Consider the following 26,837-nt stretch of genomic DNA (forward strand, 5'->3'; position numbering starts at 1 on the left):
GGCGCTACCGGATCAGCTCGATCTTGCAGCCGACATCCAGGTCGCCCCAGTCGCGATCGGCGGTGACGGCAATGGCGTTCTCGCGAATCGCCAGCGCCAGGCAGGCCCGATCGCCCAGCGACAAGCCGCGATGCCGCGTCAGTTGGCGAAGCTGGCCGGCGGCGATGCCCATCGCTTGGTCGAAAACGGCGATCGGCATGCCGAGACTTCCGAGGTCGTCGGCAGCCTGTTCCAAGCTGCGTCCCTTGTCGATCAGCTTGGCAATGATCTCGGCCGCATTGACCGAACTGCATTGTGCATCCGGCGCGAACCCCAAAGCATTCTCGGTGCCTTGCTCGTTGAGCAGGATTGCGAGCGCCGCCGAACTGTCCATGACGTAGGGCTTCATTTCACCCGCTTTCCTGTCGTCCCTTCGGCGTGAAGCCGGTCGAGACGCTTGTCGCTTCGACGCTGCTCTTCCCGCCGCTCCTTCAGAAATTCGTCGACGACGCTTTCACCGGGCTGTTTCAGCGCCGACAATTCGGCCTGAACGCGTCGCAGATTCTGCAGCCACGATCTTACCCGCAACTCGCCGTTTTCGACATGAAGGATCATGTCCTCGCCAGGCTTCACGCCCATCTCCTCGCGCATCGCAGCAGGGATGACGAAGCGCCCGCCCTCGCCAAGCTTGACGCGCTCGCGTTTCGCCGGAACCCGAAGCCGCGTTTTGCGGGCGCCAGCATCGAACTGTGCTTGCGGATCTTCATCAAATCCGGACTTTCCCGTTCTGCCCGCCAAGGTCCGTCTCGCTTGTATTTATGGCATATGTCCAGAAGTATGCCATATCGTGCGGCTTCTGGCAAATCTCAAAAGAATGCCATTAGGCGCCCTCCGCCATGATTTCCCGCCCGATCAGCCAGCGACGGATTTCGCTGGTGCCGGCGCCGATCTCGTAGAGCTTGGCGTCGCGCAGCAGCCGGCCGGTAGGGTAATCGTTGATGTAGCCGTTGCCGCCCAAAAGCTGGATGGCGTCGAGCGCCATCAGCGTCGCCTTTTCGGCGGCGAACAGCACGCACCCGGCGGCGTCCTTGCGCGTCGTCTCACCGCGATCGCAGGCGGCGGCTACGGCATAGACGTAAGCACGCGCCGCATTCATCGTCGCATACATGTCGGCGAGCTTGCCTTGCACCAGCTGGAACTCGCCGATCGGCTGGCCGAACTGCTTGCGTTCGTGCACGTAAGGGATCGCCACGTCGAGGCACGCAGCCATCAGGCCGATCGGGCCGCCGGCAAGCACGGCGCGTTCGTAGTCGAGGCCTGACATCAGCACCTCGACGCCGCGCCCTTCCTCGTGCAGCACATTGTCGAACGGCACTTCGACATTGTCGAACACCAGCTCGCCGGTGTTCGAGCCGCGCATGCCGAGCTTGTCGAGCTTTTGCGCAACGGAAAAACCGGCAAAAGCCTTTTCGACGATGAAAGCGGTGATGCCGCGCGAATGGAGTTCCGGATCGGTCTTGGCGTAGACGACCAGCGTCTCGGCATCCGGCCCGTTGGTGATCCACATTTTGGTGCCGTTGAGCACGTAGCGATCATTGCGCTTTTCGGCGCGCAGGCGCAGCGACACGACATCTGAGCCGGCACCCGATTCCGACATCGCCAGTGCCCCGACCTTTTCGCCGCTGCAGAGCGAAGGCAGATATTTTTCTTTCTGCGCCTGCGTCGCCCAGCGGTTGATCTGATTGACGCAGAGGTTGGAATGGGCGCCGTAAGAGAGGCCGACCGAGGCCGAGGCGCGCGAAATCTCCTCCATCGCCACGACATGGGCGAGGTAGCCCATGCCGCTGCCGCCGAAATCGGGATCGGCGGTGATGCCGAGCAGGCCGAGCCCGCCGAGCTCCGCCCACAGATGTGCCGGGAATTCGTTCGAGCGGTCGATCTCGGCGGCTATCGGCGCGATTTTCTCCTGGGCGAAGCGCCGCACCAGATCGCGCAGCGCCTCGATGTCTTCGTCAAGCCCGAAGTTGAGCGTCTGCGTGTACATGCCGTTCCTCCCGGCGCACGACCGCGAAAATCGGGATCATGCGCGAAATCAAAGTGCTACAGCGTCCTTTGCGCGCTCGAATGGACGCACGGTGCCGTGGCTCGTCCTCGCGCCATCGCTCTTTGCTCCAACAAGGCGCATTGTCATTGCTAGATATGTAGCGGTGACTTCGGCGATCGACAGCCGTTCGCCCGGCCGGAACCAGACGATGACGCCGGTCATCATCTGGATCAGCGCCATGGCGGTGAGCCCGGTGTCCTCGACGCTGAACAAGCCCGCTTCGACGCCGTCGCGCAGAATGGCGCGCAGCTCCTTCTCGTAAGCGGTGCGCATGCGCAGGATCTGCGTGAGACTTTCGTGCGACAGGCTGCGCAGCTCCATGTTCGAGACATGGGTGGAATGGCGGCGTTCGACGTGGAAAGCGATGTGGTTTTCAACATAGGCGGCGAGCCGCGCTGCCGGATCGGCGCCGACAGGGCGTGTTGTGCGCCACGCCTCGATCAGGCCTTCCATATGCTCGCGCATCAGCGTGAACAGAAGGTCCTGCTTGGTCGGGAAATAGCGGTAAAGCGCCGCTGCCTGGACGCCGACCTCGGCCGCCAGCTGGCGCATCGACATCGCCTCGTAGCCGAGACGCGCAATCAGGCTGACCGCCGCCTCCCGGACCGCAGCTTCGGTCTTCTCTCCGTCGGAACCGGTCGTACGCGCCATGACAAGCCGCCTTTTCAGAACAATAAAACAAACGTTCAATTAATTCAAGGAGTGTGTTCGGGTAAGGCAATGGCTTCAGGTTTGCTCTATCTGCACCCTGGAGATTTTGTGCGATGGAAGCGAATGAGCAGGATCATGCCTTGCTAGGCAACGATCGTGAAACCCGCGGACATGTTGCGTGCCTCGATCTCCTCGACATCGACCTTCGAAACTGCTGCCCCTGGCGGCCCTTGCCAGAGACGTTCGATCATTGTCGAGACCGCCGCATCGGCACCTGCAATCGAGGCTGTCACCGAGCCGTCAACTTCGTTGCGCACCCAACCGGCAAGGCCAAGTCCAGACGCCTCGCGCCGCGCCCAGACCCGGTAGCTGACGCCTTGCACCTTGCCGTATATGCGTACCTGCACCGTCCGGTCGGCCATCGCGCTCTCCATCTTCTGAGTCGAGTCTGGCGCATCGCTGTGCAAATTCAACCAGGCAACGTGCATCGAAGGTCTCTCTGCCGATCGCTATCCGCCAGCTTCACGTGCGAGATAGGCGGCGTCTCCATCGAATGATTGACTAAGTCAAATAATAGATCATCATGGTCCTTAGGAGCGATCAGCCCGAAGGAGGTCCACATGCCGGCCGATCGGAATGCCCTTGTCGCGGAGATACGTTGCTTCAATCGCTTCTACACGCGCCTGATCGGGCTGCTCGACCTGACCTTGACGCATAGCGCCTATACGCTGGGCGAGGCGCGGCTGCTGTTCGAATTGGGCGACCGATTCCGCGCTGCCGCCAATAGCGGCGGTGAGGCTGGGTTTCTGGCACGGGCGTTCCACCTCGGTCTCGGACCGGCAGCCTCCGAAATCGCCGCCGAACTCCGGCTCGATCCGGCCTATGTCACACGCATACTGAGGAGATTCGCCGCCGCTGGCCTGACCGAGATACGCACTGACCCAGCCGATCGGCGCAGACGCATCCTGTCGCTAACCGCTCGCGGAAGTGCGGAACTCGCCAGGCTTCAGGCTGCGACGGATCGCGATCTCGCCCGGCTGACGGCCAGCCTCGCCGATGACGCGGCTGCCGAATTATCGGACGCCTTGAAACGGGTCACGCGCCTGCTTGGTGGTGGGGAGAAGTAGCGGCGGTACTGGAGGTCGTGGTGCTCCGTCGCCCCTTTTGGCGCCTCAATTCCCCCGCGCTGCGGCCAGTGCGCCCGGCAGTTCCTCGGCAAAAATGTCGAGCTCGTGATCGAGGCCGACGCTGACCCGGATGCAGCGATCGAGCACTGGCACCATCGGCTTGCGGATGAACACGTCGCGCGACAACAGCGCCTGCAGCACCTTCAGCGCGAAAGCGCCGTCGCGGCCGCACTCGATGGTGACGAAATTGGTCGCCGAAGCCAGCGGCTTCAGCCCGTTCGCCTCGGCTATTCCGGCGATGCGCCGGCGGCCGGCGGCGACCCGCGCCACCACGCTCTCCAGCCATGCCTGATCGGCAAGCGCCTCGACGCCGGCGATCTGCGCCATGCGGCTGACGCCGTAATGGTTGCGTATCTTCTCAAAGTCGCGAATCACCTGGGCTTCGGCCACCGCGTAGCCGCAGCGTATGCCGGCTAGCCCATAGGCCTTGGAGAAGGTGCGCATGCGGATGACGTTCGGCCGCGCCACATCGATCGGCGGCATCGCTGAGGCTGGCCCTAATTCGCCATACGCCTCGTCGAGCACCAGCATTGTGGTCTCCGGCAAGGCCTCGAGGAAGCGGCTGAGCTCGGCCGCTTCCCACCAACTGCCCATCGGATTGTCCGGGTTGGACAGATAGACCAGCGGCGCCTTGTCCCTGGCCACTGCCGCCAGCAGGCCGTCGAGGTTTTCTCGGTCGTTCTCGTAGGGCACTGCGACCAGCCGGCCGCCGACGCCGGCGACGTGAAAGTTGAAGGTCGGGTAGGCGCCGAGCGAGGTCACCACCGCGTCGCCGGGCGCCACATACATGCGCGCCACCAGGCTGAGCAGCCCGTCTATGCCTTCGCCGACGACGACGTTTTCGGCGCCGATACCGAGATGTCGGGCCACGGCTACCTTCAAATCGTGATTGTCGGGGTCGCAATACATCCACATGTCGCCGGCAATCTCGGCCATGCGGGCAACGACCCGCGGCGAGGGGCCAAAGCTGCTCTCATTGGCGCCGATGCGGGCGCGAAAGCCGCGGCCGCGATCACGCTCCTGCGCCTCAGGGCCGACAAACGGCACCGTAGAGGGAAGCGCGTCGATGAGCGGCGTAAGGGGAGGGCGCATGGCAAAGGCTCGTTCAAAAAGGGCCTTCTTTGCTAGCCTGCCGGCTGGGCCTGCGCAAGTTCCACGAACGGCGGCGACGGTCAGGCTGGATTCTCGCGGATCATTTTGCTAGCGAGACATGATGAGGAACCGACTGCCGCCCGCCTGGTCCAAGCATATAAAGTCCCACCCGGCGCCGAAAGTGGAACCGCCGAAGGCGAAACCATTGACGCGCGTGCAGGCCGACGATGCGCTGCTGAAACAGGCGTATGGCTTGCAGCAGGCCAAGCGGTTGGCCGAGGCTCGGGAACTGTGCCGTCGCGTGCTGGAGCGCACGCCCAACCATCCCTTGGCTTTGTATATCATGGGCACGCTATTCATCGGGCTCGACGATGAAATGGCCCTGCGATATTTGGCGCGAGCCGTCGGCGTGGAGCCCCGAAACCCCTATTATCACCTTAGTCTGGGTGAAGCTTATCTGAGGGTAAGCGAATATTCGCCCGCAATCACGCACATCCAGCACGCTCTGGAGTTGAAGCCCGATTTGGTGGAGGCGCTTTGCGCATTGGGGCGCGCCTACGTCGAATTCGACAAGGCTGACATGGCTGTGCCGGTTTACGAGAGAGCGCTCAAGATCAACCGCGATCATCCCCGCGTTCGGACGGGGCTTGCCAGCGCACTCACCGGTCTTGGTCGCATGGATGAAGCCAAAATCTATCTGAAGGAGGCGATCGAACGTCGCATCGCTATGCCCGCCGCCTATAATGAGCTTGTGCGTACGCGCAAGTTCACCGAGGAGCCGGCCGAACTTAGGTCCATCCTGCGCGAGCTTGGTGAGCCAAAGCTTGACCCGGACAGTGTGACGACACTTCATCACGCTGCCGGCAAAGTGCTGAACGACCTTGGGCGCTACGAAGACGCGATAGATCATTTCAAGAAAGGCAAGCGGGCCGCCGGCTATAAGTTCGATCTGGAGACCTATCGCCGCTGGATCGACTCCACGATTGAGTTCTTCAACCCGGACATGTTGGCCGCCAAGGCGGGTTATGGAAGCCCGTCGGAAGTGCCCGTGTTTGTATTGGGCATGCCCCGATCGGGCACCACCCTGACCGAGCAGATTTGCGCGAGCCACCCGAATGTTCATGGCGCCGGAGAGCTGAAAAAGATAAGGCGAGCCGCAAATGCTATCGGCCTCACGAAGGTTTCGGCACGGACCTTGGACCAATCGATCGTTCCGATCACCCCCGACCTATCCAAAATGCTGGCCGAGGAGCACCTGTCCTATCTTCGTGAGCGTGCGCCGACCGCGCTTCGCATCGTCGACAAGATGCCCCGGAATTTCGAACTGATCGGTCTCATAGGGCTTCTCTTCCCCAATGTACGGATTATTCACTGTCGTCGCGATGCCATCGACAATTGCCTCTCGTGTTTTTTCCAGAATTTCTCCAAGGGACACAGCTACATCGCCGACCTGCAGACACTCGGGCTGTACTACCGTGAATATGATCGCCTGATGCGACATTGGGACAAGGTTTTTCCCGGACGCATCTTCGAAAGTCGCTACGAGACGCTGGTTGCGGATCAGGAGGCACAATCGCGCCGTCTGATCGATCATCTTGGATTGCCCTGGGACGATACCTGCCTGCGCTTCTTCGACAAGGAGGGATCGGTCAACACGGCCAGTCGCTGGCAGGTTCGGCAACCGATCTACAGTTCATCTGTCAAGCGCTGGAAAAACTATGAGAGCGCAATCCAGCCGCTGATCCAGTCGCTCGGTGATCTCGCCGAGATTTGACTCGGGAATTGCAGTCGGCAATTTGCATTTGTGTGGGCCACGAGATCTGAATCGCCAGGTTTGTGGGCTGGGGCTGCAATTGCGGCGGGGCACCGGTTGCTAGACTAAGCTGCCGGCCTGGCTGCCAAGTTCTGCGGCGGGCGGGCACGTCAGGCTGGATTCTCCCAGATCATTTTGCTAGCGAGACATGATGAGCAACCGACTGCCGCCCGCTTGGTCCAAACACATAAAGTCCCGCCCGGCGCCGAAAGTGCAGCCGCCGAAAGCGAAACCGCCGTCGCGCGCGCAAGCTGACGACATGCTGTTGCGACAGGCGCTCGAACTCCAGCAAGCCAAGCGGCTTCCAGAGGCCGAGGAGTTATGCCATCGCGTTCTCGCCCGCACGCCAAACCACCCGCTTTCGCTGTACATCCTCGGCACGCTGGGGCTCGGTATCGACGATGAGTTGGCTCTCAAATATTTTGCACGAGCAGTAAGCCAGACGCCTCAAAATCCGTATTTCCACCTTAGCCTGGGAGAGGCCGGTCTGAAGCTTGGCGACAGCTTGCTTGCGATCAGGCACCTGCAGCGCGCCTGCGAATTGAAGCCCGATCTGGTGGAAGCGCTTTGCGGACTGGCGCGTGCCTACGTCAACTTCGACAAGGCCGAGATGGCTTTGCCCCTTTACGAGAAGGCACTGAAGATCAACGGCGACCATCCCATGGTCCGAATTGGTCTGGCTGGTGCGCTCGCCAGCCTCGGTCGCATGGACGAAGCCAGAGCCTATCTCAATCAGGCAATAGAACGTCGCGTCGATGTTGGGGCAGCCTACAACTACCTGGTCGACACGCAAAAGTTCACCGAAAAACCTGCCGAGCTCGACTCTATCCTGCGCGAACTCTCCAATCCCAGGCTCGAACCGGTTGCTGCATCCCAGCTCCATCACGCTGCAGGCAAAGTGCTGAACGATCTCGAGCGCTACGATGAGGCGATGGATCACTTCCAGAAGGCAAAAAAGGCCGCTGGTCACGATTTCGACCTGGAGTACTACCGCCGAAGTGTCGATTCCATGATCGAGATATTCAGCCCGTCACTATTGGAAGCCAAGGCTGGCCACGGCAGTCCATCCGAAGTGCCTGTGTTTGTGCTGGGCATGCCCCGGTCGGGGACGACGCTGACCGAGCAGATCTGCGCGAGCCATCCGGACGTCCATGGCGCCGGGGAGCTTACGAAGCTGCGCCGAATCGCGAACTCGATGGGCTTTAGAACACAATCGGATGAGGACCTGCGCAGTTCGATCATGTCGATGACGAGGGATCAGTCGAGGGCGCTGGCCGAAGAATACCTGTCTTATCTGCGCCAGCACGCGCCTGCCGCGCTCCGCATAGTCGACAAGATGCCGCACAACTTCGAGTTTATCGGAGTGATTGGAATTCTTTTTCCCCACGCGCGCATCATTCATTGCCGGCGCGATGCCATCGACAATTGCGTGTCCTGCTTCGTCTTGCATTTCACCAAGGACCACGGCTACAACGCCGACCTTGAGACACTCGGCCTATACTACCGTGAATATGATCGCTTGATGCGGCATTGGAATAAGGTCTTTCCCGGACGTATTTTCGAAAGCCGCTACGAGACGCTGATTGCGGATCAGGAGGCGCAGTCGCGCCGTCTCATCGATCATCTCGGCTTGCCTTGGGACGATTCCTGCCTGCGCTTTTTCGAGAAGGACAGGTCGGTCAATACCCCCAGCCGCTGGCAGGTGCGGCAGCCGATCTATACATCATCGGTCAAGCGCTGGAAAAAATATGAGAGCACAATTCAGCCGCTGATTCACGCCTTGGGAGATCTAGCCGAACTTTGAACGAGTGGGTGGCGTTCGGCAGGCCGAGGTCGACGGTGACTTGCTGTCGAGATCCGTTGATCCTGTAGGCCAGCCCTTCAGATCGTGCCAAGATCTTCATTTTTTGCACGTTCGGACAAGCGGGCGCGGCGAGCATTACAATTGACCAGCTCAGCCCTGCGATAGGTATTCAGTGGCAGCCTGTATTCATGCACCGAGAGTTGTTAGCTGCGTCGCCCGATACGAAAAACCCGGCGGTTGGCCCGCCGGGTTCGATCTCAATCAGGTTCGGATTGTTAGAATGAGCGCTGGAAGCGCAGCATCCCGCCGACGCTGTCCTTGTCGTCGGCATTGGTCCAGTTGCGATCGTAGGCTTTATCAAACTGACCGTCGCGAGCCCAATCGACTTCGGCAGTGATCGTGAAGCCGGGAACGATATCGTAGGCGATGTTCGCGGCGACGCCGTAGTTCTTGTCGTCGTCAACCGATGCTTGGAGGTTGAACGAGGTCTTCTCGTTGATGGTGTAGGTGCCACCACCCCAAACTGCCCAGTTGCCGCCCCACTGCTTATAGAAGTTGCGGTCGATGTTGTCGTCCGAACCGTAACCGGCCATGACGAACAGTGTCAGGTTCTGTATCGGCGTAACGTCGACGCGAACCTTGCCGGCCCACTCTTCCCAAGTGCTGTCATAGGCGGCAACACCGGTGATCGAGCCCCAACCCTGCGTGTATTTAATACCGCCGACCACATACGGAACATAGCTGTCGATCGAATCATTGCCGCTGTTGCTGTCTTGGAAAATGCCAGGATCCGCATCGGCACTGCCCGAACCGGTTTCCAACGAAGCCACGGCCGAGAAGCCGTTGCCGGCGTCGAAGTAGTACTGGACGACATTGGTGTCGAAGCCGCCATAGGGGACTAGCGTATCCTGGATGACGTTGCCGGCGTAGCCGATGAACGTGTCGAAGGCCGATTCGTCTTTGCCGACGCGCAAACCACCGAGTTGGACCCAGGCAAAGTTCAGCGAAACACTCGTACCGCCGTTAAAGTTGTCATCAAGATAATCGTTGTGGTTACCCCAGTTGAAACGGGTCTCGGTGTAGGTCTTCAAGGTGCCGAGCTCGGTTTCCTGGCCGGTCCAGGTCTTCAACGTGAATCGGGCGTGCTTGTAGTAGGTATCCTGCGAGCCGCCGTCCATCTGGTCCGTGGTCTTCGCACCGTCGAAGGAGCCGACGTCGCCGATGCCGATGTCATAGCGGACATAGCCACCGATGCGCAGGCAGGTTTCGGTGCCTGGGATGTAGAAGTAGCCAGCGCCGTAGACGTCGCAAATCTTGACGTATTCAGCGGGTTCCGGCTCGGCGACGACGACGGCGTCGGCGGCGCGCGCACCGGAAACTGCGATCAGTGCCGCAGCGGAGCCGAGAAGAAGGCTCTTGATGTTCATTTTCTGACCTCCAGTCAGAATCGAGGGCGGAGGTCGGCAAAAAGCAGCTCGTTCGGCTGTTTTTATTTATATTTTCAAATAGATAAGTCCTAAGGCCGTCAGTGAGGCCCTGTCCGCCAAAAACGCTTACTGGCGAAGGCCTTGCCTGAACCGGTCTTGAAATATCGCTCGAGTTGCCGTGCGTTGGCCTCGGTTTCAACCCCGATGTAGGACTTCAAAGTTACAGGCAGATAGGCCTTGGTCGAAGTCACATAGCCTGATCGATGCGATTCGAAGCGGCGCCGAAGGTCGTTGGTCGACCCGACGTAGACATCGCCGTTACGAAGTTGCAGGAAATAGACGTACCACATAGTCCCCCTACGCTACTTCGTAGCTTCGGGCGACACCCTACGCCCAAAATGCGGTTCCGGGTGGCCTGCCACCCGAAGCCCGCAGGGCGTAGGGTGGCGGAGAGGATGGGATTCGAACCCACGAGAAGCTTTTGACCTCTACTCCCTTAGCAGGGGAGCGCCTTCGACCACTCGGCCACCTCTCCGTTGCGCCGGTGGATAAAGAAAAGCGCCGGCACAATCAACAAGCTGGCGGTATTATCCTTGAAAAATCGACCCTTCGCCAAAGCGCCGCCCAGCGATGTGGCGATTCTGCGGCGATTCCCTGGTTCGCGACTCGCGCCATGGTCACATTTCGGGCCGACCATCGCCGGAATCCGCCGTTTGCAACGGCTTGCGAAGGGCTGTTGGTTAACGGGAGCTTTCGGAGTGAGGCCAAATCGTGTCATTTGTGCAACAACGCCGGGGTATAGCGCCAACACAAACCTTTTGCCGGTACGATCGTGGTTGAACGCCGCCGTCTCATGGGTAATGTCGGGTTTGAAGGAGCGGCGCGGTGCGCATCTTTTTCGGTAGTGGGGATGGGGCAGGGAACGCTGTCCTTCAGCAAAGAATACCCAGACCCGTTTTTTAACTTTTGACTGGAGGTCAGAAAATGAACATCAAGAGCCTTCTTCTCGGCTCCGCTGCGGCACTGATCGCAGTTTCCGGTGCGCGCGCCGCCGACGCCGTCGTCGTCGCCGAGCCGGAACCCGCTGAATACGTCAAGATTTGCGACGTCTACGGCGCTGGCTACTTCTACATCCCCGGCACCGAAATCTGCATGCGCATCGGCGGCTACGTCCGCTATGACATCTCCGCCGGCGATGCGGGCGCGTTCACTGGTGCCCGTTACCAAGACCTTTCGGAAGCCTTGGAAGGCAGGGACGATGTCAACGACGGCTATTTCAAGCAGGCTCGCTTCACGCTGAGGACCTATACCGGCCAGGAAACCGAGATGGGCACCTTGAAGACCTACACCGAGACCCGCTTCAACTGGGGAACCGGTTATCACGGGGTCGATCTCGACGGCAACCCGGCCACCCCTGATGCACAATTCTCCAGCTTTGGCAGCAGAGGCGTTTCGCTGAACTTCGCCTGGATCCAGCTCGGTGGTCTCCGCGTCGGTAAGGACGAAACGGCCTTCAATACGTTCACCGGTTACGCCGGCAACGTCATCAACGATACGCTGGTTCCCTACGGCGGCTTCGACACCAACGTCATCCAGTACTACTTCGATGCCGGCAACGGCTTCTCGGCCGTGGCGTCGTTGGAAACCGGTGAAGGCTTTATCCTCAACGACGACAACACCGCGCTCCACCTGGGTCACGATTCGATCGACAGCTATGTTCCATATGTCGTCGGCGGCGTGAAATACACGCAGGGCTGGGGTTCGATCTCGGGCGTCATTGCCTATGACAGCGCAGTGGAAGAATGGACAGGCAAGGCTCGCCTGGACGTGACGCCGATGCAGAACCTGACGCTGTTCCTGATGGCCGGCTACGGTTCGGACGACAATATCCCACGCAACTTCTACAAGCAGTGGAGCGGCAACTGGGCAGTTTGGGGTGGTGGCACTTACACCATCAACGAGAAGACCTCGTTCAACCTTCAGGCGGCGTATGACGAAGGCGAGAACGTCGGCATCGCGGCGAACATTGCCTACGACATCGTTCCCGGCTTCACGATCACGGCCGAAGTCGACTACCTGCACTTCGGTGACAACAATTTCGACAATTGGACCGGTGCTACCGACGAAAACAGCATCGGCGGTGTCCTCCGCTTCCAGCGCTCGTTCTAAGGGCTGGACTTAAGCAACTGAAATCCAGCCCGGGCGCTTCAACGCCCGGGCTGTTTTATTTTCGCGACTGGTAGCAAACAGAAGGAAAAGGGGGTTCGGTAGCTGAACAGGGTTGTGGAACGATGTCGTTGGGATCCACCACTGGTGGATGAAATCGGCCGCAACGCTTAAAACTCTTGAAAGGGCACCGCCAAGCAGGTAGGTCTAGGCCTATCCACTCGGGGGTGTGGCGAATAATGACGAACGATGCGATTCAAGAGGGAGGGACCTCTGATCATTTTTCGATGTTTTCTTCTCAAACTGCAAAGATAAAATACAGTTACAACAAGATACGAGAAGTAAAGTCGCACAGGATCGGAGAACTTTTTTCAGCATACCGGGATATACTTTGGGATGATGGGCGGCATAAGTACAATGTCAGCTCGTTCATCGGCGAAATAGACGAGATTCTCCTTGGGGAGCGTTTCAGCGCCTTTGACCAAAGCACCCTCGACAACCTTATCGGCACCTTGCGCCAGCGCGGCAACAGCAACGCAACCATCAACCGGAAGATGGCTGCCCTCAGCAAACTGCTGCGCAAGGCTCACAAGATGGGGGATATCCACAGCCTGCCCGAGTTCCGCCGCCAGAAAGAGCGGGCGGGACGGATTCGTTTCCTCGAAAGGGACGAGGAGGCTCGGCTGTTTGCCGCCATCAAAAGCCGCAGCGAGGACGCCTATCGGCTTTCCGTCTTTCTCGTCGACACCGGTTGCCGCCTCGGCGAAGCGCTGGGCTTGATCTGGAACGATATCCAGGAGCACCGCGTCAGTTTCTGGATCACCAAGTCCGGCCGCAGCCGCACCATCCCGATGACCGAGCGGGTAAAAGAGGTGATCAAGCTGCCGGCCACCGAGGGCCGCCGGCCTAAAGGCCCGTTCACCAAGCTTAGCCAGGCGCAGTTTCGTGCCATCTGGAACGATGCCAAGGCCGAAGTCGGGCTTGGCGCCGACGATCAGGTCGTGCCGCACATATTGCGCCATACATGCGCCTCGCGTCTCGTCCAGGGCGGCATCGATATCAGGCGTGTGCAGATGTGGCTCGGCCACCAGACGCTGTCCATGACCATGCGCTACGCCCATCTGGCCACCAACGATCTCGACGGTTGCGTCACCGTGCTTGAGACGCCGCGGTACAGTGGTTCGGACGACGGCGGGGCAAGTCCGTTGTCCTCTCCACCTTCGGCAAGGCGGGAACCAAAAGGTGAGCCGGCCGCAAGCAAGGCACCAAAGCCCGCGAAGAGAAGCGCCAAATCCTGACGGTTTGGGTGGATCTGGCGTAAGTCGGTCGATCTGACAACGGATTGCAGGCCAATACATCAAGTCGGCGCTGCCCCTCACCCTTACCCTCTCCCCGTGAAAAAACGGGGAGAGGGGAGTTCGTCAGCGTTGCGGCCGTCTGTCCTTCTCCCGTCACTACACGGGGAGAAGGTGCCAGCAGGCGGATGAGGGGCGGCGCCGACATCCAACAATTATTCTCCGGGACGCCAGCATAGCTGTTAATCGCTGCCAGAATGCTTCACAGGTACAAGATAAGGCAGAGAGTTACTTAAACTTACCGTGGTTTTACTTCCAACCGCTCCGCCGCTCCACCCGATCGAAAAAACCAGCGATCCTGCCCGGCAGGATCCCGGACTCCAAAAACGGTGCATGCCCCTGGCCGTCAGCGGTGATCGTCTCGATATCGGTATGGCGCGTCCGCATCTGCTCGAGCGTTTCGGCGGACAGCAGCTTCGAGTTGGCGCCGCGTATGACGAGCATTGGGATGGCCGCCAGCGCGTCGAACTGTGGCCAAAGATCGGGCAGCGGCCGGCTAGGATCGAGGCCCGCCAGCGTATCGATCAGTTTCGGATCGAAATCGGGCAGAAATCCCTCCTCGGTCTCGCGGTAGAGGGCTGACGCCGTCCGCTCCCAATCCGCATCGGTCAGCGCCGCAAAATCGGCGCCATGGGTGCTGCGCAGGCCGCGGACCACCTCTGCGTACGCCTTCGGCCTGGGCGCGGGGTCGAGATAGGAGCGGATATGGGCGAGACCTTGCGTCTCGATCACCGGGCCGATGTCGTTGAGGACGACGGCCTTCAGCACGGCCGGCCGCATCGCCCCGAGCACATGGATGATCAGTCCGCCGCGCGACGTGCCGATGAAGGCAGCCTCCTCCATGCTCAGCGCCGCCAGCCCGGCGAGAATATCGCCAGCTTCGATGCCGATATTGTAATGGCCGATATCGGCATCGTAGGCGGACTGCCCGCGCCCGCGATAGTCGAAAGCGACGACCTTGCGCTTCGCCTGCGTCGACAGATAAAGCGCCAGCTCGTGAAAATCACGGCAATTGCGGGTCAGGCCGGGCAGGCAAACGACTGGCCAGCGGCCGGAATTCGCTTCGCCGTAGATGCGGGCGTGCAGGGACAGCCCGTCCGGCGCGGCGTAGAAGAAATCGGAGAAACCCTGCTCGGTTGCCATGTGGACTCCGTTCCTCTCGCTGCTGGCTTGTTTCAACTGCTACAGGCGAGGGGCCGGTAGGGTCAAATAGGGGAGGCGCCGAAGTTGCAGGGTCCCTCAAGGGGGAGATTGGCTGTCATCGTCGCTTTCGCCAAGTTTCGCCGGATGCAGAAAGGCACTGTCCACGAAGCTGCCGATCTCCCCCCTGGTGGGACCCTTGGGGAGATGTCCGGCAGGACAGGGCGGGCCGCTGTCCGCCAACTCGACGTCCGGAACTTTCAAAGCCTGAAACAAAAACCCGCCTCGTTGGGCGGGTCGTCGGTGCGAATCAGCACTATAGTTAAATTAGTAGCATAGCTGCCGGCACAAAGCAAGAACAAAATACGCTGTAACCGGCAAACTTGGCTTGAAGCCCGGTCGTCACCCCCGGCCGTTCACCAGATCCCCGACAATGTCGTACTTGCCGGAGATACGCATCTTGTAGACCTCGTAATTCTCCATCACGCGCTGGACGTAACTTCTTGTTTCCGTATAGGGAATCCGCTCGATCCAGTCGACGACGGCATCGACGTCCTTGCCGCGCGGATCGCCGTATTTCGCCACCCACTGGGCGGCGCGGGCGGGGCCGGCATTGTAGCCGGCGAAGGTCAGCACGTAGGAGCCGTCGAAACGGCCGAGCTGCTCGCCGAGAAAGGCAGCGCCCAGCGTTGCATTGTAGCCGGCATCGGTGGTCAGCCGGGCCTGAGAAAATGTCATGCCGGCCTTCTTCGCCAATTGCTTGGCGGTGCCTGGCATTAGTTGCAGCAGTCCGCGCGCGCCGGCGCTGGAGATTGCGCCGATGTTGAACTCGCTTTCCTGGCGGGCAATCGCATAGGCCAGCGCCTTGCCCGAGCCGGAGATGTTGGCGGTGTCGGGAATGACGCCGAGCGGATGCGACAGCGCGCCGACATCGATGCCGCGGGCGCCGGCGATCTTGCCGATCTTCAGCGCCATGAAATGGTTGCCTTGTCTTTCCGCCAACACCGCAAGCAGCGCCAGTTCGCCGGGGTTGTTCAGCTGCCCGGCGAGGTCGCGGTAGAGCGTCTCGGCATAGCGGTCATAGCCGGCCTCCTGCAGCCGCTTGATGGCGCTGACCGCCTCGCGGGTGGCGAAATTCTGGCGGTCGGCGGCACTTGGCTGTGGGTAGACGATGTTGAGGGTCTGCCGGCCGACGCGCTCGCCGGCGAGCTGGCCGTAAAAGGTCGTGCCGTAGCTTGCGGCGCGGCTGAAATAATCCTTGGCATTGCCGGGGCCGCCGACTTCGGCGGCGCGGCCGAGCCAATAATAGGCGCGCGACAGCGACATCGGCCCTTGGGCGAGCTCCGCGATTCGCGCAAAATGCCTGGCGGCGATGCTCGGGTCGTTGAGGCCGCGCAGCGCGTACCAGCCTGCATGGAATTCCGCCTCGGCAGCATTGGCGGGACTTTCGGCGGCATGCGCGGCGACTATTCTGTAGGCGGTCTTCATGTCGCTCTGGTCGACCAGCTCGCGCGACAGCACCCGGCGCTCGACCCACCAGGCGTCCGGATCGACCAGAGCGTCGCGGTCGCCCGGCGCCTTCATCACCAGCGCGGCGGCGTCGGAAAATTTCTGCTGCTTGCGCAGATATTCGGCTTCGGCAAAGAGATAGCCGGCCGCCCGCTGCGCTGCCGGCACCGCCTTCAGCAGCTTGGCCGCGTTCTTGTCGCCTTTGGTGACCGCCGCCCAGGCATCGGCCAATTGCTGGGCGCCGGCGAGACCGGCGACGCGCAGCGCCGAAGCGACCCGGTCGGCATAAAACATGCGCTCCATGCGGAAGCGATGGTCGGCGGCCGGGATCAGCGCACCGAACTCGCGAATGACCGCCGCCTCGTCCCTGGCTTCGAGCTTTTCGGTGCGCCAGAATGGCGACAGCACCGAGCGCGCCGCCTTGGTATCGCCCAGCGCTACATAGGAGCGGGCCAGGATCAGCACGCCCTCGAAGGTCAGCGGCTGGCTGCCGTCGAACGCCCGCACCACGATCTGCGGCGTGGGGTTCTCGCGATAGAGCGCGCGCTCGCTGTTCCTGCGCAAGGCGATCGTACCCGGCCAGTTCGGCAGCATCTTTGCCGCATCGGCGATGTCGCCGCTCGGCACCTGGTCGCCGCCATAGAGCGCGATCGCCCAGGCAAGGATGTGCCGGTCGAGCGATTTGGCCGGCAGCGCTTCGCGCACCTGGCGCGCGCGCGCAATGTCGTTTGCCGCCAGCGCATCGAGACCGCTCTTCAGCACCGCGACGCTCGCGGACGGGGACTGCTGCACCGCATCGTTCTGCGGCTCGGTCATCGGAATCGCCGACGTAACCTGCACATCGACGCTGCTGCCGATCGCCGCGCCGGGAATCAGGGCGACGATCGCGCCGATAAGCGCGAAAAGATGAGGCCGCCTGATCGGCATGGATTTGGTCATCCCCGTTCTTCGACGCTACAACAGACACAGATGAATTGAAGCTTACTCGTCTGTGATGAAGGGCCCGTAAAGAAAACCTTCTCGAGGTCATTCGAATTGCAATTGCTGGCGCAATGCTTGCCGCGCAACAATGTCGAGACTATGGTGCGCCGCTTCGCTTTCGGCTAGAAGGCGCGCACGACAAACCCGAAAGTCCCCAAGGAGTTGGACGACATGCTGAGAGGCTCGCTGACCGCGCTCGTCACACCGTTCGAAAAGAGCGGCCGTTTCGACGAGAAAGCCTTTCGCGCCTTCATCGCCTGGCAGATCGCCGAAGGCACGACGGGCGTGGTCCCGGTCGGCACCACAGGCGAGTCGCCGACGCTGTCGCATGACGAGCACCGCCAAGTCGTCAAGGTCTGCATCGAGGTCGCCAAGGGCCGGGTTCCTATCGTTGCCGGCGCCGGCTCCAACAACACCGAAGAGGCGGTTGGCCTGGTCCAGTATGCCGAGAAGGCGGGCGCCGACGCGGCCCTTGTCGTCACGCCCTATTACAACAGGCCGACGCAGCGCGGCCTCTACGCGCATTTCGCCGCCGTCGCCAAGGCTACCAGCCTGCCGATCATCATCTACAACATTCCGCCCCGCTCGGTGGTCGACATGAGCCCGGAGACGATGGGGCAATTGGTGCACGACTTCAAGAACATCGTCGGCGTCAAGGATGCCACCGGCAAGGTCGAGCGGGTTTCGGAGCAGCGCGCCACCTGCGGCAAGGATTTCATCCAGCTCTCCGGCGAGGACGCCTCGGCCCTCGGCTTCAACGCGCATGGCGGCGTCGGCTGCATCTCGGTGACGGCAAATGTCGCGCCCAGACTCTGCGCCGAATTCCAGGAGGCGACGCTTTCCGGCGACAGCGCCAAGGCGCTCGACCTGCAGGACCGTCTGTTGCCACTGCACAAGGCGATTTTCCTGGAACCCGGCGTTTCCGGCGCGAAATATGCGCTGTCGAAGCTGGGCAAGGTCGAGAACGTGCTGCGCTCGCCGCTAATGACGGTCGAGCCGTCGACCGCCGAGAAGATCGACGCGGCGATGAAGCACGCCGGCTTGATAAATTAGGGATGAGGCGCCACCTCTCCGCATCATGAATCAAGTCAGAAAAGCCGATCCCAACAACAAGACCGTTGCGGAAAACCGCAAGGCGCGGTTTTCCTATGAGGTGCTCGACACGATCGAGGCCGGCCTGGTGCTGACCGGTACCGAAGTGAAGTCGCTGCGCCAGGGCCAGGCCAATATCCAGGACAGCTATGCCTCGGTCGAGGGCGGCGAGATTTGGCTGATCAACTCCTATTTGCCGGAATATCTGCAGGCCAACCGCTTCAACCACGAGCCGCGCCGACGCCGCAAACTCCTGCTCAACAAGCGCGAGATGGCCAAGCTGTCGCAGAGCGTCGACCGCGAAGGCATGACGCTGGTGCCGCTAAAGATCTATTTCAACGACCAAGGGCGGGCGAAGGTGCTGCTCGCCGTCGGCCGCGGCAAGAAGCTGCACGACAAGCGTGAGACCGAAAAGCAGCGCGACTGGTCGCGCGAGAAGGGCCGGCTGCTGAAAGAGCGAGGGTGAGGAGAGGTCCGCGAAGCGGACGAAAAGCCAGTGATTTGGCTTTTCGAGCGAAGAACGCCCGGAGCCATAGCGGAGGGCAGGGGCGGACCAATGGGGATAGGTCTCTGTTGAAAAACCGGGTCGTCTTGTGGGGCGCGGCCGGTCTGCTCCTGGCGGGCCTCGTCCTGGCCGGCGGCTATACCTACTTCCAGACGTTTTCTCCGGACCGCGGCAAATATCCGGTCAGGGGCATCGACGTTTCCCATCATCAGCGGCAGATCGACTGGCGGCGTGTTGCAGCCGACGATGTCGCCTTCGCCGTTATCAAGGCAACGGAAGGCGGCGACCATGTCGACGATGCCTTCGCCGCCAATTTGCGTGCGGCCCGCGCCGCCCGCCTTGCCGTCGGTGCCTATCACTTCTTCACCTTCTGCAGGCCGGGTGCCGATCAGGCACGCAACTTCATCTCGGTGGTGCCGCGCGATCAGCCTTTGCTGCCGCCGGTGGTAGACATCGAGTTCGGCGGCAATTGCCCGCAGCGGCCAACTCCCGAACAGTTGAGCGCCGAACTCTCAGCCTTCCTCGGCCCGGTCGAAGCAGCGTTCGGCAAGACGGCGATCCTCTATGTGACCGACGAGGCCGCGCAAGCCTATGCCGGGCAGATAGCCGGCCGCCCGCGTTGGCTGCGTTCGCTGGCGCTGCGGCCAGGCCATGACGACTGGATTTACTGGCAGTACCACAACCGGGGCCGCGTCGACGGCATCAGCGGCGACGTCGACCTGAATGTTCTCCAAGGCGGGCCGGCGACGCTGGCCGCGTTGTTTGCCGCAGCGCCTGAAGCGACGGCGTCGGATTGACGCTATTCCTGTCCAGCGAGAGCACCCTCAGTGGGCGATGACGGGAACGACGAAGCCTTCGCCAAGGTGGCTATTCATATCGCAGGCGGCGCCGTGCTAAGTACATTTGATGCCGGAGCGCCCTTCATCAGCCAATGACAGCAACGCCCCGCCTGCTGCGACGGACGGTGGGGATCCCCGCCTGGCGTTTGTCTATGCGGAGGCGGTGCGTGGCCTCCAACACCAGCAGGGCGTGGTTGAAAGTCTCAATACGCGCGCTGGAAATCTGATTTTTGCAACTGCGTTCGCGAGTTCTCTCCTTGGGGGCAGGGCGCTCCTGGATGGCGTGGGGCCTTGGGACTGGCTGGCGCTGACATTGCTTTTTCTTATCGGACTGCTGGTCGCGATTATGGTGTGGCCATATTATAACTATACGTTCCGTTTCGATCCCGAGAAGCTGCTCCAGGATTTCGTCGATCAGCATCCTCCCGCAACCATGGATGGGATGCACCGAGCGCTTGCGCTGCGCATCAAATCCGACATGGCCAGCAATTGGCGGATCATCCAACGCCTGCGCGTCGCGCTGCAGCTTGCACTGTTACTATGGTTGCTGGATCTCTTGGCCTGGTTGTTCGCGATCACCCGAATCTAGGGCTTGTGCGCCGGCGGGCGTCGTCCGGCTCTCAGTCTTCAGAAAAGCTTCTATCTGACTGAAAACGTTGACGAACATGGCTTGCGTCAGTACGCCCGTATTGGTGTTGTAGCGCGAGCAATGATAGCTGGAAAACAGCGCGATGCCATTGGCCTGCTGCTGCCCACCATGCTGGAACGGATAGGCGGCGACGCGCTGGCCGAGCGCCCGCACGGTCGACTGGTGCGCGATCGAGCCCAGCGCCAGCACGGCGCGCAGGTTTGGAAATCGGGCGATCGTCGGTACCAGGAACGTCCGGCAGGTGGCTATCTCGGCACCAACCGGCTTGTTCTCCGGCGGCACGCAGCGCACCGCATTGGTAATCGCCGTACCGACAAGCTCCAGCCCGTCATCTGGTCGCGCTTTGAATTCGCCGCGCGCAAAGCCGTGCGCGATCAGCGTATTGTAGAGCAGATCACCGGCAAAATCGCCGGTGAAGGGGCGCCCCGTCCGGTTCGCGCCGCGCAGGCCAGGCGCCAGCCCGACGATCAGCAAGCGCACCGCATCCTCGCCTTCCGGCGGCAAAAAGGTCGGCACTGGCGCGTTGAACCAGGACGGCTCGCGCTGCCGCCACTCGGCGATGAAGTCGTGCAGCCGCGGACAAAGCGGGCAGTCGCGATCGGGTTCGGGAGAGGCGGCCAGGGGCGCGGTCAAGGCAACGACCGTCAATAGTCTTCCTCGTCGACTTCGGCCGGCTCGGACCGGCGTACCGGCCGCTCCGACGGATCGCGGCCGACTTCATTCTTGAGCGCCATCAAGTCGATGAAATGGTCGGCCTGGCGGCGCAGGTCATCGGAGATCATCGGCGGCTGCGATGCCATGGTCGAGACGATCGAGACCTTGCGCCCACGCCGCTGCAGCGCCTCGACCAGCGTGCGGAAATCGCCGTCACCTGAGAAGATGACATAATGGTCGACGACATCGGCGAGCTCGAGCGCATCGACGGTCAGCTCGATATCCATATTGCCCTTGATCTTGCGGCGGCCGGTCGAGTCGGTGAATTCCTTGGCTGGCTTGGTCACCACCTTGAAGCCGTTATAATCTAGCCAGTCGATCAGCGGCCGAATCGAGGAGTATTCCTGATCCTCGACCAGCGCGGTGTAGTAATAAGCGCGCAGCAGATAGCCGCGTTTCTGGAAGCTCGACAGAAGTTTGCGGTAGTCGATGTCAAAGCCCAGCGCGCGCGAGGTGGCGTAGAGATTGGCACCGTCGATAAAGAGAGCGATTTTTTCACGAGGATCGAACATGGAAAAATGTCCTTTTTCGAAATAAGCGGTCGTCTAAATGCGTGGCGACTATCGGCCGGTCTGATAATAGACCTGTTGGCCTTCATCGTTCGAGATAACGCCAGTTTTACGGCAATCCAAGGCACCATGCGGCACCGCAAGCAATTGTGATCGGCGCTGCGTCGTCGCAGGCGGCCCGCGTCAGAGCTGGGCACCGCCATAAAAGCTTGTATTTTGGCGGCGTTCGGGTTATGGACCGCGCCTGTTTTCCATCAAATCCAGGCATGAAAGGGGCAACTCATGGCCCGCGTAACCGTTGAAGATTGCATCGACAAGGTCGACAACCGCTTCGAGCTGGTGCTCCTGGCCGGCCACCGCGCCCGTCAAATCAGCCAGGGCGCGCAGATTACCGTACCTCGCGACAACGACAAGAATCCGGTCGTTGCGCTCCGCGAAATCGCCGACGAGACGCTATCGCCGGACGACCTCAAGGAAGATCTCATCCATTCGCTGCAGAAGCATGTCGAGGTCGACGAGCCGGAAGCCGATGGCGAGGCGATTGCCGACCAGACCGGCAGCACTGTTGCGGCCACCGATGCCGACGACGCCGAGGACAACGTCACCTTCGATCGCATGACCGAAGAAGACCTGTTGGCCGGCATCGAAGGGCTGGTACCGCCGGAAAAAAGCGACGATTATTGATCTTAGCAACAACTGCCGACACTTTCGCGTCGGCAGTTTCGTGGCTATCTATGACATGCGCCGTACGCCAGTGCGGCGCATGATTCATTTCAGCATTGCGAGATCCCGCCATGATGCGTCAGTATGAGCTTGTCGAGCGCGTCCAGCGCTACAAGCCTGACGTCAACGAGGCGCTGCTCAACAAGGCCTATGTCTACGCCATGCAGAAGCATGGCCACCAGAAGCGCGCCTCCGGCGATCCCTATTTCTCGCATCCGCTCGAAGTCGCCGCCATCCTCACCGAAATGCACATGGACGAGGCGACGATTGCCGTTGCCTTGCTGCACGACACGATCGAGGACACCACGGCGACCAGGGCCGAGATCGACGAATTGTTCGGTCCGGAAATGGGCAAGCTGGTCGAAGGCCTGACCAAGCTGAAGAAGCTCGACCTCGTCTCGAAGAAGGCCGAGCAGGCGGAGAACCTGCGCAAGCTGTTGCTGGCGATCTCGGAAGATGTGCGTGTGCTTCTGGTCAAGCTCGCCGACCGCCTGCACAATATGCGCACCCTCGACCATGTGCCGGAAGCCAAGCGCCTGCGCATTGCCGAAGAGACGATGGACATCTACGCGCCGCTGGCCGGCCGCATGGGCATGCAAGGCATGCGCGAGGAGCTGGAGGAGATCGCCTTCCGCTTCATCAATCCCGAAGCCTACCGCGCCGTCACCGCACGGCTCGCCGAAATCTTCGAGCGCAACAAGGGCGTGCTGTCCGAGATCGAGAAGGCGCTGTCCACGCTGTTCGACAAATATTCGATCAAGGCCGAGGTCAAGAGCCGGCAGAAGAAGCCGTGGTCGGTATTCCGCAAGATGGAAGCCAAGGCGCTGTCGTTCGAACAGCTGTCCGACATTTTCGGCTTCCGCGTCGTTGTCGAGACGGTGGAGGACTGCTATCGCGCGCTCGGCGCCATCCACACCACCTGGTCGATGGTGCCCGGCCGCTTCAAGGACTACATCTCGACGCCGAAGCAGAACGACTACCGCTCGATCCACACCACCATCGTCGGCCCGTCGCGCCAGCGCGTCGAATTACAGATCCGCACCTACCAGATGAACAAGATCGCCGAATACGGCGTCGCCGCTCATTCGATCTATAAAGATACCGGCGGCAAGATGAATGGTGCCGCCCATGCGATCTCGAAGGAGACCAATGCCTATGCCTGGCTGCGGCGCACCATCGAGCAGCTTGCCGAAGGCGACAATCCCGAGGACTTTCTCGAAAACACCAAGCTGGAACTGTTCCAGGACCAGGTGTTCTGCTTTACGCCGAAAGGCATGCTGATCGCGCTGCCGCGCGGCGCCACGCCGATCGACTTTGCCTATGCCGTCCACACCGATGTCGGCGACACTTGCGTCGGCGCCAAGGTCAATGGCCGCATCATGCCGTTGATGACGGAGCTGAAGAACGGCGACGAGGTCGAGATCATCCGCTCGAAGGCGCAGGTGCCGCCGGCGGCGTGGGAATCGGTGGTCGTTACCGGCAAGGCGCGCTCGGCCATCCGCCGTGCCACCAAGAACGCTATCCGCAAGCAATATTCGGGTCTCGGTATCCGCATTCTTGAGCGCGCCTTCGAACGGTCCGGCAAGACCTTCACCAAGGAAAACCTGAAGCCGGTGCTGCACCGGCTGGCGCGCAAGGACATAGTGGATGTACTGGCCTCGGTCGGCCGTGGCGAACTTGCCTCCACCGATGTCATGAAGGCGGTATTTCCTGACTACAAGGACGAGCGCGTCACGCTGGTCGCGCCCAAGCAGCGCGAGGAGGGCTGGTCGAAGATCCGCAACGCCGCCGGCATGCTGTTCCAGATTCCGGGCCGCGCCGCACGCAAGGACAAGAACCAGCCGCGTGACGATGCGGTGCCGATCCGCGGTGTGCGCGGCGATCTGCCGGTGCGCTTCGCGCCGGAGGGGGCGGTGCCCGGCGACCGCATCGTCGGCATCGTGCAGCCGGGAACCGGCATCACCATCTATCCGATCCAGTCGCCGGCGTTGCAGGCCTTTGACGACCAGCCCGAGCGCTGGATCGACGTGCGCTGGGATATTGACGAGCGCACCAAGGAGCGGTTCCCGGCGCGTGTCTCGGTCACCGCCATCAACGCACCGGGTTCGCTGGCCGACATTGCGCAGGTCGTCGCATCCAACGATGCCAACATCCACACTTTATCGATGGTGCGCACCGCGCCCGATTTCACCGAAATGCTGATCGATCTCGAAGTGTGGGATCTTAAGCACTTGAACCGGCTGCTGTCGCAGCTAAAGGACAATTCGAGCGTCAGCGACGCGCGACGCGTGAATGGGTGAATAGTGAATAGTGAATAGTGAAAGAGGGTGCTCTCACTACTCACTACTATTCACCATTCACTATTCACCATGACATGGAGCGAACGATGAATACCGACGAAGTGCTGGGCATTTTCCGCGAGGCCGGCGCCGTTCTCGAAGGGCATTTTATCCTGACGTCCGGCCTGCGCAGCCCGGTCTTTTTGCAAAAGGCGCGCGTTTTCATGCATGCCGACAAGACCGAGCGCTTGTGCAAGGCGCTGGCCGAAAAGATCCGCGCTGGCGTTCCCGGCAGGATCGACTATGTCGTCGGCCCAGCGATCGGCGGGCTGATCCCGGCCTATGAGACCTCGCGCCATCTTGGTGCGCCGGCGATCTGGGTCGAGCGGGAAGGGGGCGAATTCAGGCTCCGCCGTTTCGAAATCGCCAAGGGGTCGCGCGTTGTCATTGTCGAGGACATCGTCACCACCGGCCTGTCGATCCGCGAGACCATCGACTGCCTGCGCGGCCTTGGCGCCGAAGTCGTTGCCGCTGCATGCATTATCGACCGCTCGGCCGGCAAGACCGATGTCGGCGTGCCGCTGATCGCGCTCGCCGAATACGAGGTTCCGGCCTATCCGGCCGACAGGCTGCCGCCCGAGCTTGCCGCCATACCGGCGATCAAGCCGGGCAGCCGCAATTTATAACGGAGCCGCCGCCGTGATCACCGGCATCGATCATTTCGTGCTGACAGTTCGTTCGGTAGACGATAGCTGCGCCTTCTATCAGCGCGTGCTTGGCTTCAAGCGCCTCGACGAGCCGGACCGACCAACGGCGCTGCTGTTTGGAACGCAAAAGATCAATGTGCATGAGGTCGGGCGCACCTTCGAGCCGGAGGCCAAGGCGCCGACTCCCGGCTCTGGGGATTTCTGTCTTGTTGCCGCCCGGCCGCTCACCGAGATATGCGCCAGCCTCGCGGCCAACGGCGTAGCCATAGAGGTCGGCCCGGTCGAGCGTATCGGCGCCCGTGGCCCGATGATGTCGGTCTATTTCCGTGACCCGGACGGCAACCTCGTCGAGGTCAGCGAGTATCGTTCCTGAGGCTCCTCAAATTCGCCGCGATCATGCCCTGTTCAGAATGGCGATACCCAAGGCTGCCGCAAGTGGCGACCGAGCGGATGCCGTCGGCCTCGTTGTTCTTCGGCTAGCACATCGCTATATCAAAGTCGTAGTTGCCTTTCGGTGACCGCAAAGCGCAGCATAGGGCTGTCGCGCCCCGGCTGGGAAAAGCCGGCGCGAAGCCATTGATGGAACTAGGAACAGGAACAGAGTGCTTTTTCGACGGCGCAAGCCTGATGGTTTTTTCGAGCGGGTGCGTACTTATTTGTGGCCGCGCCGCTCGTTCTCGCGCTCGCTGCGGTATCTTTCCAAGCGCATCCTGCGGCTTAGGGCCACGCCGCATGCCGTGGCCGCCGGTGTTGCGGCGGGCGTATTCGCGTCGTTTTTCCCGCTTGGCTTCCACTTCATCATTGCCGCCATGCTGTGCTGGCTGATCGCCGGCAATCTGGTGGCGGCAGCACTCGGCACGGTCTTCGGCAATCCCCTGACCTTTCCGCTGCTATGGGCCGCCTCCTGGGAGGTCGGCAAGCTGATCCTGCATGAACACCTGCCGGCGCATGGCCCACCCGCGCATCTCGGCGACATGCTGCATAATCTTTCCTTTGCGCAGTTGTGGGGACCGGTGCTTAAGCCGATGACCATTGGCGCAATACCGCTTGGCTTGGTTTTCGGCCTGCTGTTTTACGGCATTACCCGCTGGGGTATGGTCACTTTCCACGAGCAGCGCCGCAAGCGTCTGGCCGAAAGAGCCGCAAAGACCGGAAAAACCGGGCCGGAAGTTCCCGCCGAATGATTATCGGTATCGGCAGCGACCTCATCGACATCAGACGCATTGAGAAGTCGCTGGAACGTCATGGCCAGCGCTTCATCCAACGCATCTACACCGAGATCGAACAGGCGCGCTCCGAAAACCGCGCGGCGCGTGCGGCCTCCTATGCCAAGCGTTTCGCTGCCAAGGAGGCCTGCGCCAAGGCATTGGGCACCGGTCTGGCGCAGGGTGTGTTCTGGCGCGATATGGGCGTCGTCAACCTGGCCAGCGGCAAGCCGACCATGGCGCTGACCAACGGGGCGGCAGCGCGGCTGGACGAAATCCTGCCTGAAGGGCACCGCGCCGTGATCCACCTCACCATCACCGATGATTTTCCGCTCGCTCAAGCCTTTGTGATCATTGAAGCGTTGCCGGTCGAAGAAGCGCCACATTGATTGCATCTGACGACCGGC

The 26,837-nt window shown here is 61.2% G+C and carries 27 protein-coding genes and 1 tRNA gene; 15 read left to right on the forward strand and 13 right to left on the reverse strand.

Features of this window, described 5'->3' with window-relative positions; all coding sequences use genetic code 11:
• Positions 1-4: 4 nt before the first annotated feature.
• The 5 genes from NKH05_RS10385 to NKH05_RS10405 all read right to left on the reverse strand — a co-directional run bounded on the left by NKH05_RS10385 (position 5) and on the right by NKH05_RS10405 (position 3,156).
• Positions 5-388 (reverse strand): type II toxin-antitoxin system VapC family toxin, encoded by a 384-nt coding sequence (locus NKH05_RS10385; RefSeq protein ID WP_023718357.1) that lies wholly within the window; start codon positions 386-388, stop codon positions 5-7.
• On the reverse strand, positions 385-777 hold the full coding sequence (locus tag NKH05_RS10390) for an AbrB/MazE/SpoVT family DNA-binding domain-containing protein (protein WP_023718356.1): 393 nt from the start codon (positions 775-777) through the stop codon (positions 385-387). Before NKH05_RS10390 ends, NKH05_RS10385 begins: the two co-directional genes overlap by 4 nt.
• Positions 778-859: 82 nt before the next feature.
• Positions 860-2,023 (reverse strand): isovaleryl-CoA dehydrogenase, encoded by a 1,164-nt coding sequence (locus NKH05_RS10395; RefSeq protein ID WP_352909993.1) that lies wholly within the window; start codon positions 2,021-2,023, stop codon positions 860-862.
• Between the two features lie 48 nt (positions 2,024-2,071).
• A complete protein-coding gene (locus NKH05_RS10400; protein ID WP_352494840.1) occupies positions 2,072-2,734 on the reverse strand; it encodes a TetR/AcrR family transcriptional regulator in 663 nt (220 codons plus the stop codon).
• 143 nt (positions 2,735-2,877) lie between these two features.
• The gene (locus tag NKH05_RS10405) at positions 2,878-3,156 is read right to left on the reverse strand and encodes an acylphosphatase (RefSeq protein WP_352494841.1); all 279 of its coding nucleotides are present in this window, start codon (positions 3,154-3,156) and stop codon (positions 2,878-2,880) included.
• A gap of 198 nt (positions 3,157-3,354) precedes the next feature.
• Between NKH05_RS10405 and NKH05_RS10410 the strand changes: the two genes are divergently transcribed.
• Entirely contained in the window at positions 3,355-3,861 is a 507-nt protein-coding gene (locus NKH05_RS10410) for a MarR family winged helix-turn-helix transcriptional regulator (RefSeq protein WP_023718352.1), read from the forward strand.
• A gap of 45 nt (positions 3,862-3,906) precedes the next feature.
• Here NKH05_RS10410 and NKH05_RS10415 read toward each other — a convergent pair whose 3' ends face one another.
• Positions 3,907-5,013 carry a pyridoxal phosphate-dependent aminotransferase gene (locus NKH05_RS10415; RefSeq protein WP_353025359.1) on the reverse strand — a complete coding sequence of 369 codons (1,107 nt, stop codon included), beginning with the start codon at positions 5,011-5,013 and terminating at the stop codon, positions 3,907-3,909.
• A gap of 121 nt (positions 5,014-5,134) precedes the next feature.
• Between NKH05_RS10415 and NKH05_RS10420 the strand changes: the two genes are divergently transcribed.
• Positions 5,135-6,787 carry a tetratricopeptide repeat-containing sulfotransferase family protein gene (locus NKH05_RS10420; protein ID WP_023718350.1) on the forward strand — a complete coding sequence of 551 codons (1,653 nt, stop codon included), beginning with the start codon at positions 5,135-5,137 and terminating at the stop codon, positions 6,785-6,787.
• A gap of 190 nt (positions 6,788-6,977) precedes the next feature.
• Positions 6,978-8,630 carry a tetratricopeptide repeat-containing sulfotransferase family protein gene (locus tag NKH05_RS10425; protein ID WP_023718349.1) on the forward strand — a complete coding sequence of 551 codons (1,653 nt, stop codon included), beginning with the start codon at positions 6,978-6,980 and terminating at the stop codon, positions 8,628-8,630.
• A gap of 275 nt (positions 8,631-8,905) precedes the next feature.
• Here NKH05_RS10425 and NKH05_RS10430 read toward each other — a convergent pair whose 3' ends face one another.
• The 3 genes from NKH05_RS10430 to NKH05_RS10440 form a co-directional block, all read right to left on the reverse strand.
• Complete coding sequence (locus tag NKH05_RS10430; RefSeq protein WP_352481864.1) at positions 8,906-10,057, reverse strand: porin; 1,152 nt, start codon at positions 10,055-10,057, stop codon at positions 8,906-8,908.
• Positions 10,058-10,155: 98 nt separating this feature from the next.
• A complete protein-coding gene (locus NKH05_RS10435) occupies positions 10,156-10,407 on the reverse strand; it encodes a GIY-YIG nuclease family protein (RefSeq protein WP_023721031.1) in 252 nt (83 codons plus the stop codon).
• Positions 10,408-10,501: 94 nt separating this feature from the next.
• Positions 10,502-10,592 (reverse strand) — tRNA-Ser (locus NKH05_RS10440).
• A 449-nt stretch (positions 10,593-11,041) separates the two neighbouring features.
• Between NKH05_RS10440 and NKH05_RS10445 the strand changes: the two genes are divergently transcribed.
• Both NKH05_RS10445 and NKH05_RS10450 read left to right on the forward strand, forming a co-directional pair.
• A complete protein-coding gene (locus NKH05_RS10445; protein WP_023719899.1) occupies positions 11,042-12,226 on the forward strand; it encodes a porin in 1,185 nt (394 codons plus the stop codon).
• 236 nt (positions 12,227-12,462) lie between these two features.
• Positions 12,463-13,521 carry a site-specific integrase gene (locus NKH05_RS10450; protein WP_198030509.1) on the forward strand — a complete coding sequence of 353 codons (1,059 nt, stop codon included), beginning with the start codon at positions 12,463-12,465 and terminating at the stop codon, positions 13,519-13,521.
• A 306-nt stretch (positions 13,522-13,827) separates the two neighbouring features.
• On the opposite strand, the gene NKH05_RS10455 is transcribed toward NKH05_RS10450, so the two are convergent.
• Together NKH05_RS10455 and NKH05_RS10460 are read right to left on the reverse strand one after the other, a co-directional pair.
• Positions 13,828-14,721, reverse strand: coding sequence for an alpha/beta fold hydrolase (locus tag NKH05_RS10455; protein ID WP_352856212.1), 894 nt, complete (start codon positions 14,719-14,721; stop codon positions 13,828-13,830).
• Between the two features lie 399 nt (positions 14,722-15,120).
• Positions 15,121-17,154, reverse strand: coding sequence for a lytic transglycosylase domain-containing protein (locus NKH05_RS10460; protein ID WP_352856254.1), 2,034 nt, complete (start codon positions 17,152-17,154; stop codon positions 15,121-15,123).
• Positions 17,155-17,379: 225 nt separating this feature from the next.
• Between NKH05_RS10460 and dapA the strand changes: the two genes are divergently transcribed.
• From dapA to NKH05_RS10480, 4 genes are all read left to right on the forward strand, one after another.
• Complete coding sequence (gene dapA, locus NKH05_RS10465) at positions 17,380-18,261, forward strand: 4-hydroxy-tetrahydrodipicolinate synthase (protein WP_023719896.1); 882 nt, start codon at positions 17,380-17,382, stop codon at positions 18,259-18,261.
• A gap of 25 nt (positions 18,262-18,286) precedes the next feature.
• Positions 18,287-18,766 (forward strand): SsrA-binding protein SmpB, encoded by a 480-nt coding sequence (gene smpB, locus NKH05_RS10470; protein ID WP_023719895.1) that lies wholly within the window; start codon positions 18,287-18,289, stop codon positions 18,764-18,766.
• A gap of 107 nt (positions 18,767-18,873) precedes the next feature.
• A complete protein-coding gene (locus NKH05_RS10475; protein WP_352856214.1) occupies positions 18,874-19,602 on the forward strand; it encodes a GH25 family lysozyme in 729 nt (242 codons plus the stop codon).
• A gap of 109 nt (positions 19,603-19,711) precedes the next feature.
• On the forward strand, positions 19,712-20,233 hold the full coding sequence (locus tag NKH05_RS10480; protein ID WP_245278618.1) for a hypothetical protein: 522 nt from the start codon (positions 19,712-19,714) through the stop codon (positions 20,231-20,233).
• Here the strand turns inward: NKH05_RS10480 and NKH05_RS10485 are convergent.
• Together NKH05_RS10485 and NKH05_RS10490 are read right to left on the reverse strand one after the other, a co-directional pair.
• Entirely contained in the window at positions 20,183-20,941 is a 759-nt protein-coding gene (locus NKH05_RS10485) for a uracil-DNA glycosylase (protein ID WP_245278617.1), read from the reverse strand. The genes NKH05_RS10480 and NKH05_RS10485 overlap by 51 nt on opposite strands.
• Entirely contained in the window at positions 20,938-21,519 is a 582-nt protein-coding gene (locus NKH05_RS10490) for a LabA-like NYN domain-containing protein (RefSeq protein ID WP_023719891.1), read from the reverse strand. The genes NKH05_RS10485 and NKH05_RS10490 overlap by 4 nt, the downstream gene beginning before the upstream one ends.
• Before the next feature lie 279 nt (positions 21,520-21,798).
• On the opposite strand from NKH05_RS10490, the gene rpoZ reads away from it, so the two are divergent.
• From rpoZ to acpS, 6 genes are all read left to right on the forward strand, one after another.
• Positions 21,799-22,200, forward strand: a complete 402-nt coding sequence (gene rpoZ, locus NKH05_RS10495; RefSeq protein ID WP_352481861.1) for a DNA-directed RNA polymerase subunit omega — start codon at positions 21,799-21,801, stop codon at positions 22,198-22,200.
• Between the two features lie 110 nt (positions 22,201-22,310).
• The gene (locus tag NKH05_RS10500; RefSeq protein ID WP_352856216.1) at positions 22,311-24,539 is read left to right on the forward strand and encodes a RelA/SpoT family protein; all 2,229 of its coding nucleotides are present in this window, start codon (positions 22,311-22,313) and stop codon (positions 24,537-24,539) included.
• Between the two features lie 86 nt (positions 24,540-24,625).
• Positions 24,626-25,204, forward strand: coding sequence for an orotate phosphoribosyltransferase (gene pyrE / locus NKH05_RS10505; protein WP_023719888.1), 579 nt, complete (start codon positions 24,626-24,628; stop codon positions 25,202-25,204).
• Between the two features lie 13 nt (positions 25,205-25,217).
• Positions 25,218-25,598, forward strand: a complete 381-nt coding sequence (locus NKH05_RS10510; protein ID WP_352856218.1) for a VOC family protein — start codon at positions 25,218-25,220, stop codon at positions 25,596-25,598.
• A gap of 229 nt (positions 25,599-25,827) precedes the next feature.
• The gene (locus tag NKH05_RS10515) at positions 25,828-26,409 is read left to right on the forward strand and encodes a DUF2062 domain-containing protein (RefSeq protein ID WP_352856220.1); all 582 of its coding nucleotides are present in this window, start codon (positions 25,828-25,830) and stop codon (positions 26,407-26,409) included.
• The gene (acpS, locus tag NKH05_RS10520; protein ID WP_023719885.1) at positions 26,406-26,819 is read left to right on the forward strand and encodes a holo-ACP synthase; all 414 of its coding nucleotides are present in this window, start codon (positions 26,406-26,408) and stop codon (positions 26,817-26,819) included. Before NKH05_RS10515 ends, acpS begins: the two co-directional genes overlap by 4 nt.
• Positions 26,820-26,837 lie beyond the last annotated feature (18 nt).

It is taken from the genome of Mesorhizobium sp. M1399 (genome assembly GCF_040317735.1).
GTDB lineage: Bacteria > Pseudomonadota > Alphaproteobacteria > Rhizobiales > Rhizobiaceae > Mesorhizobium.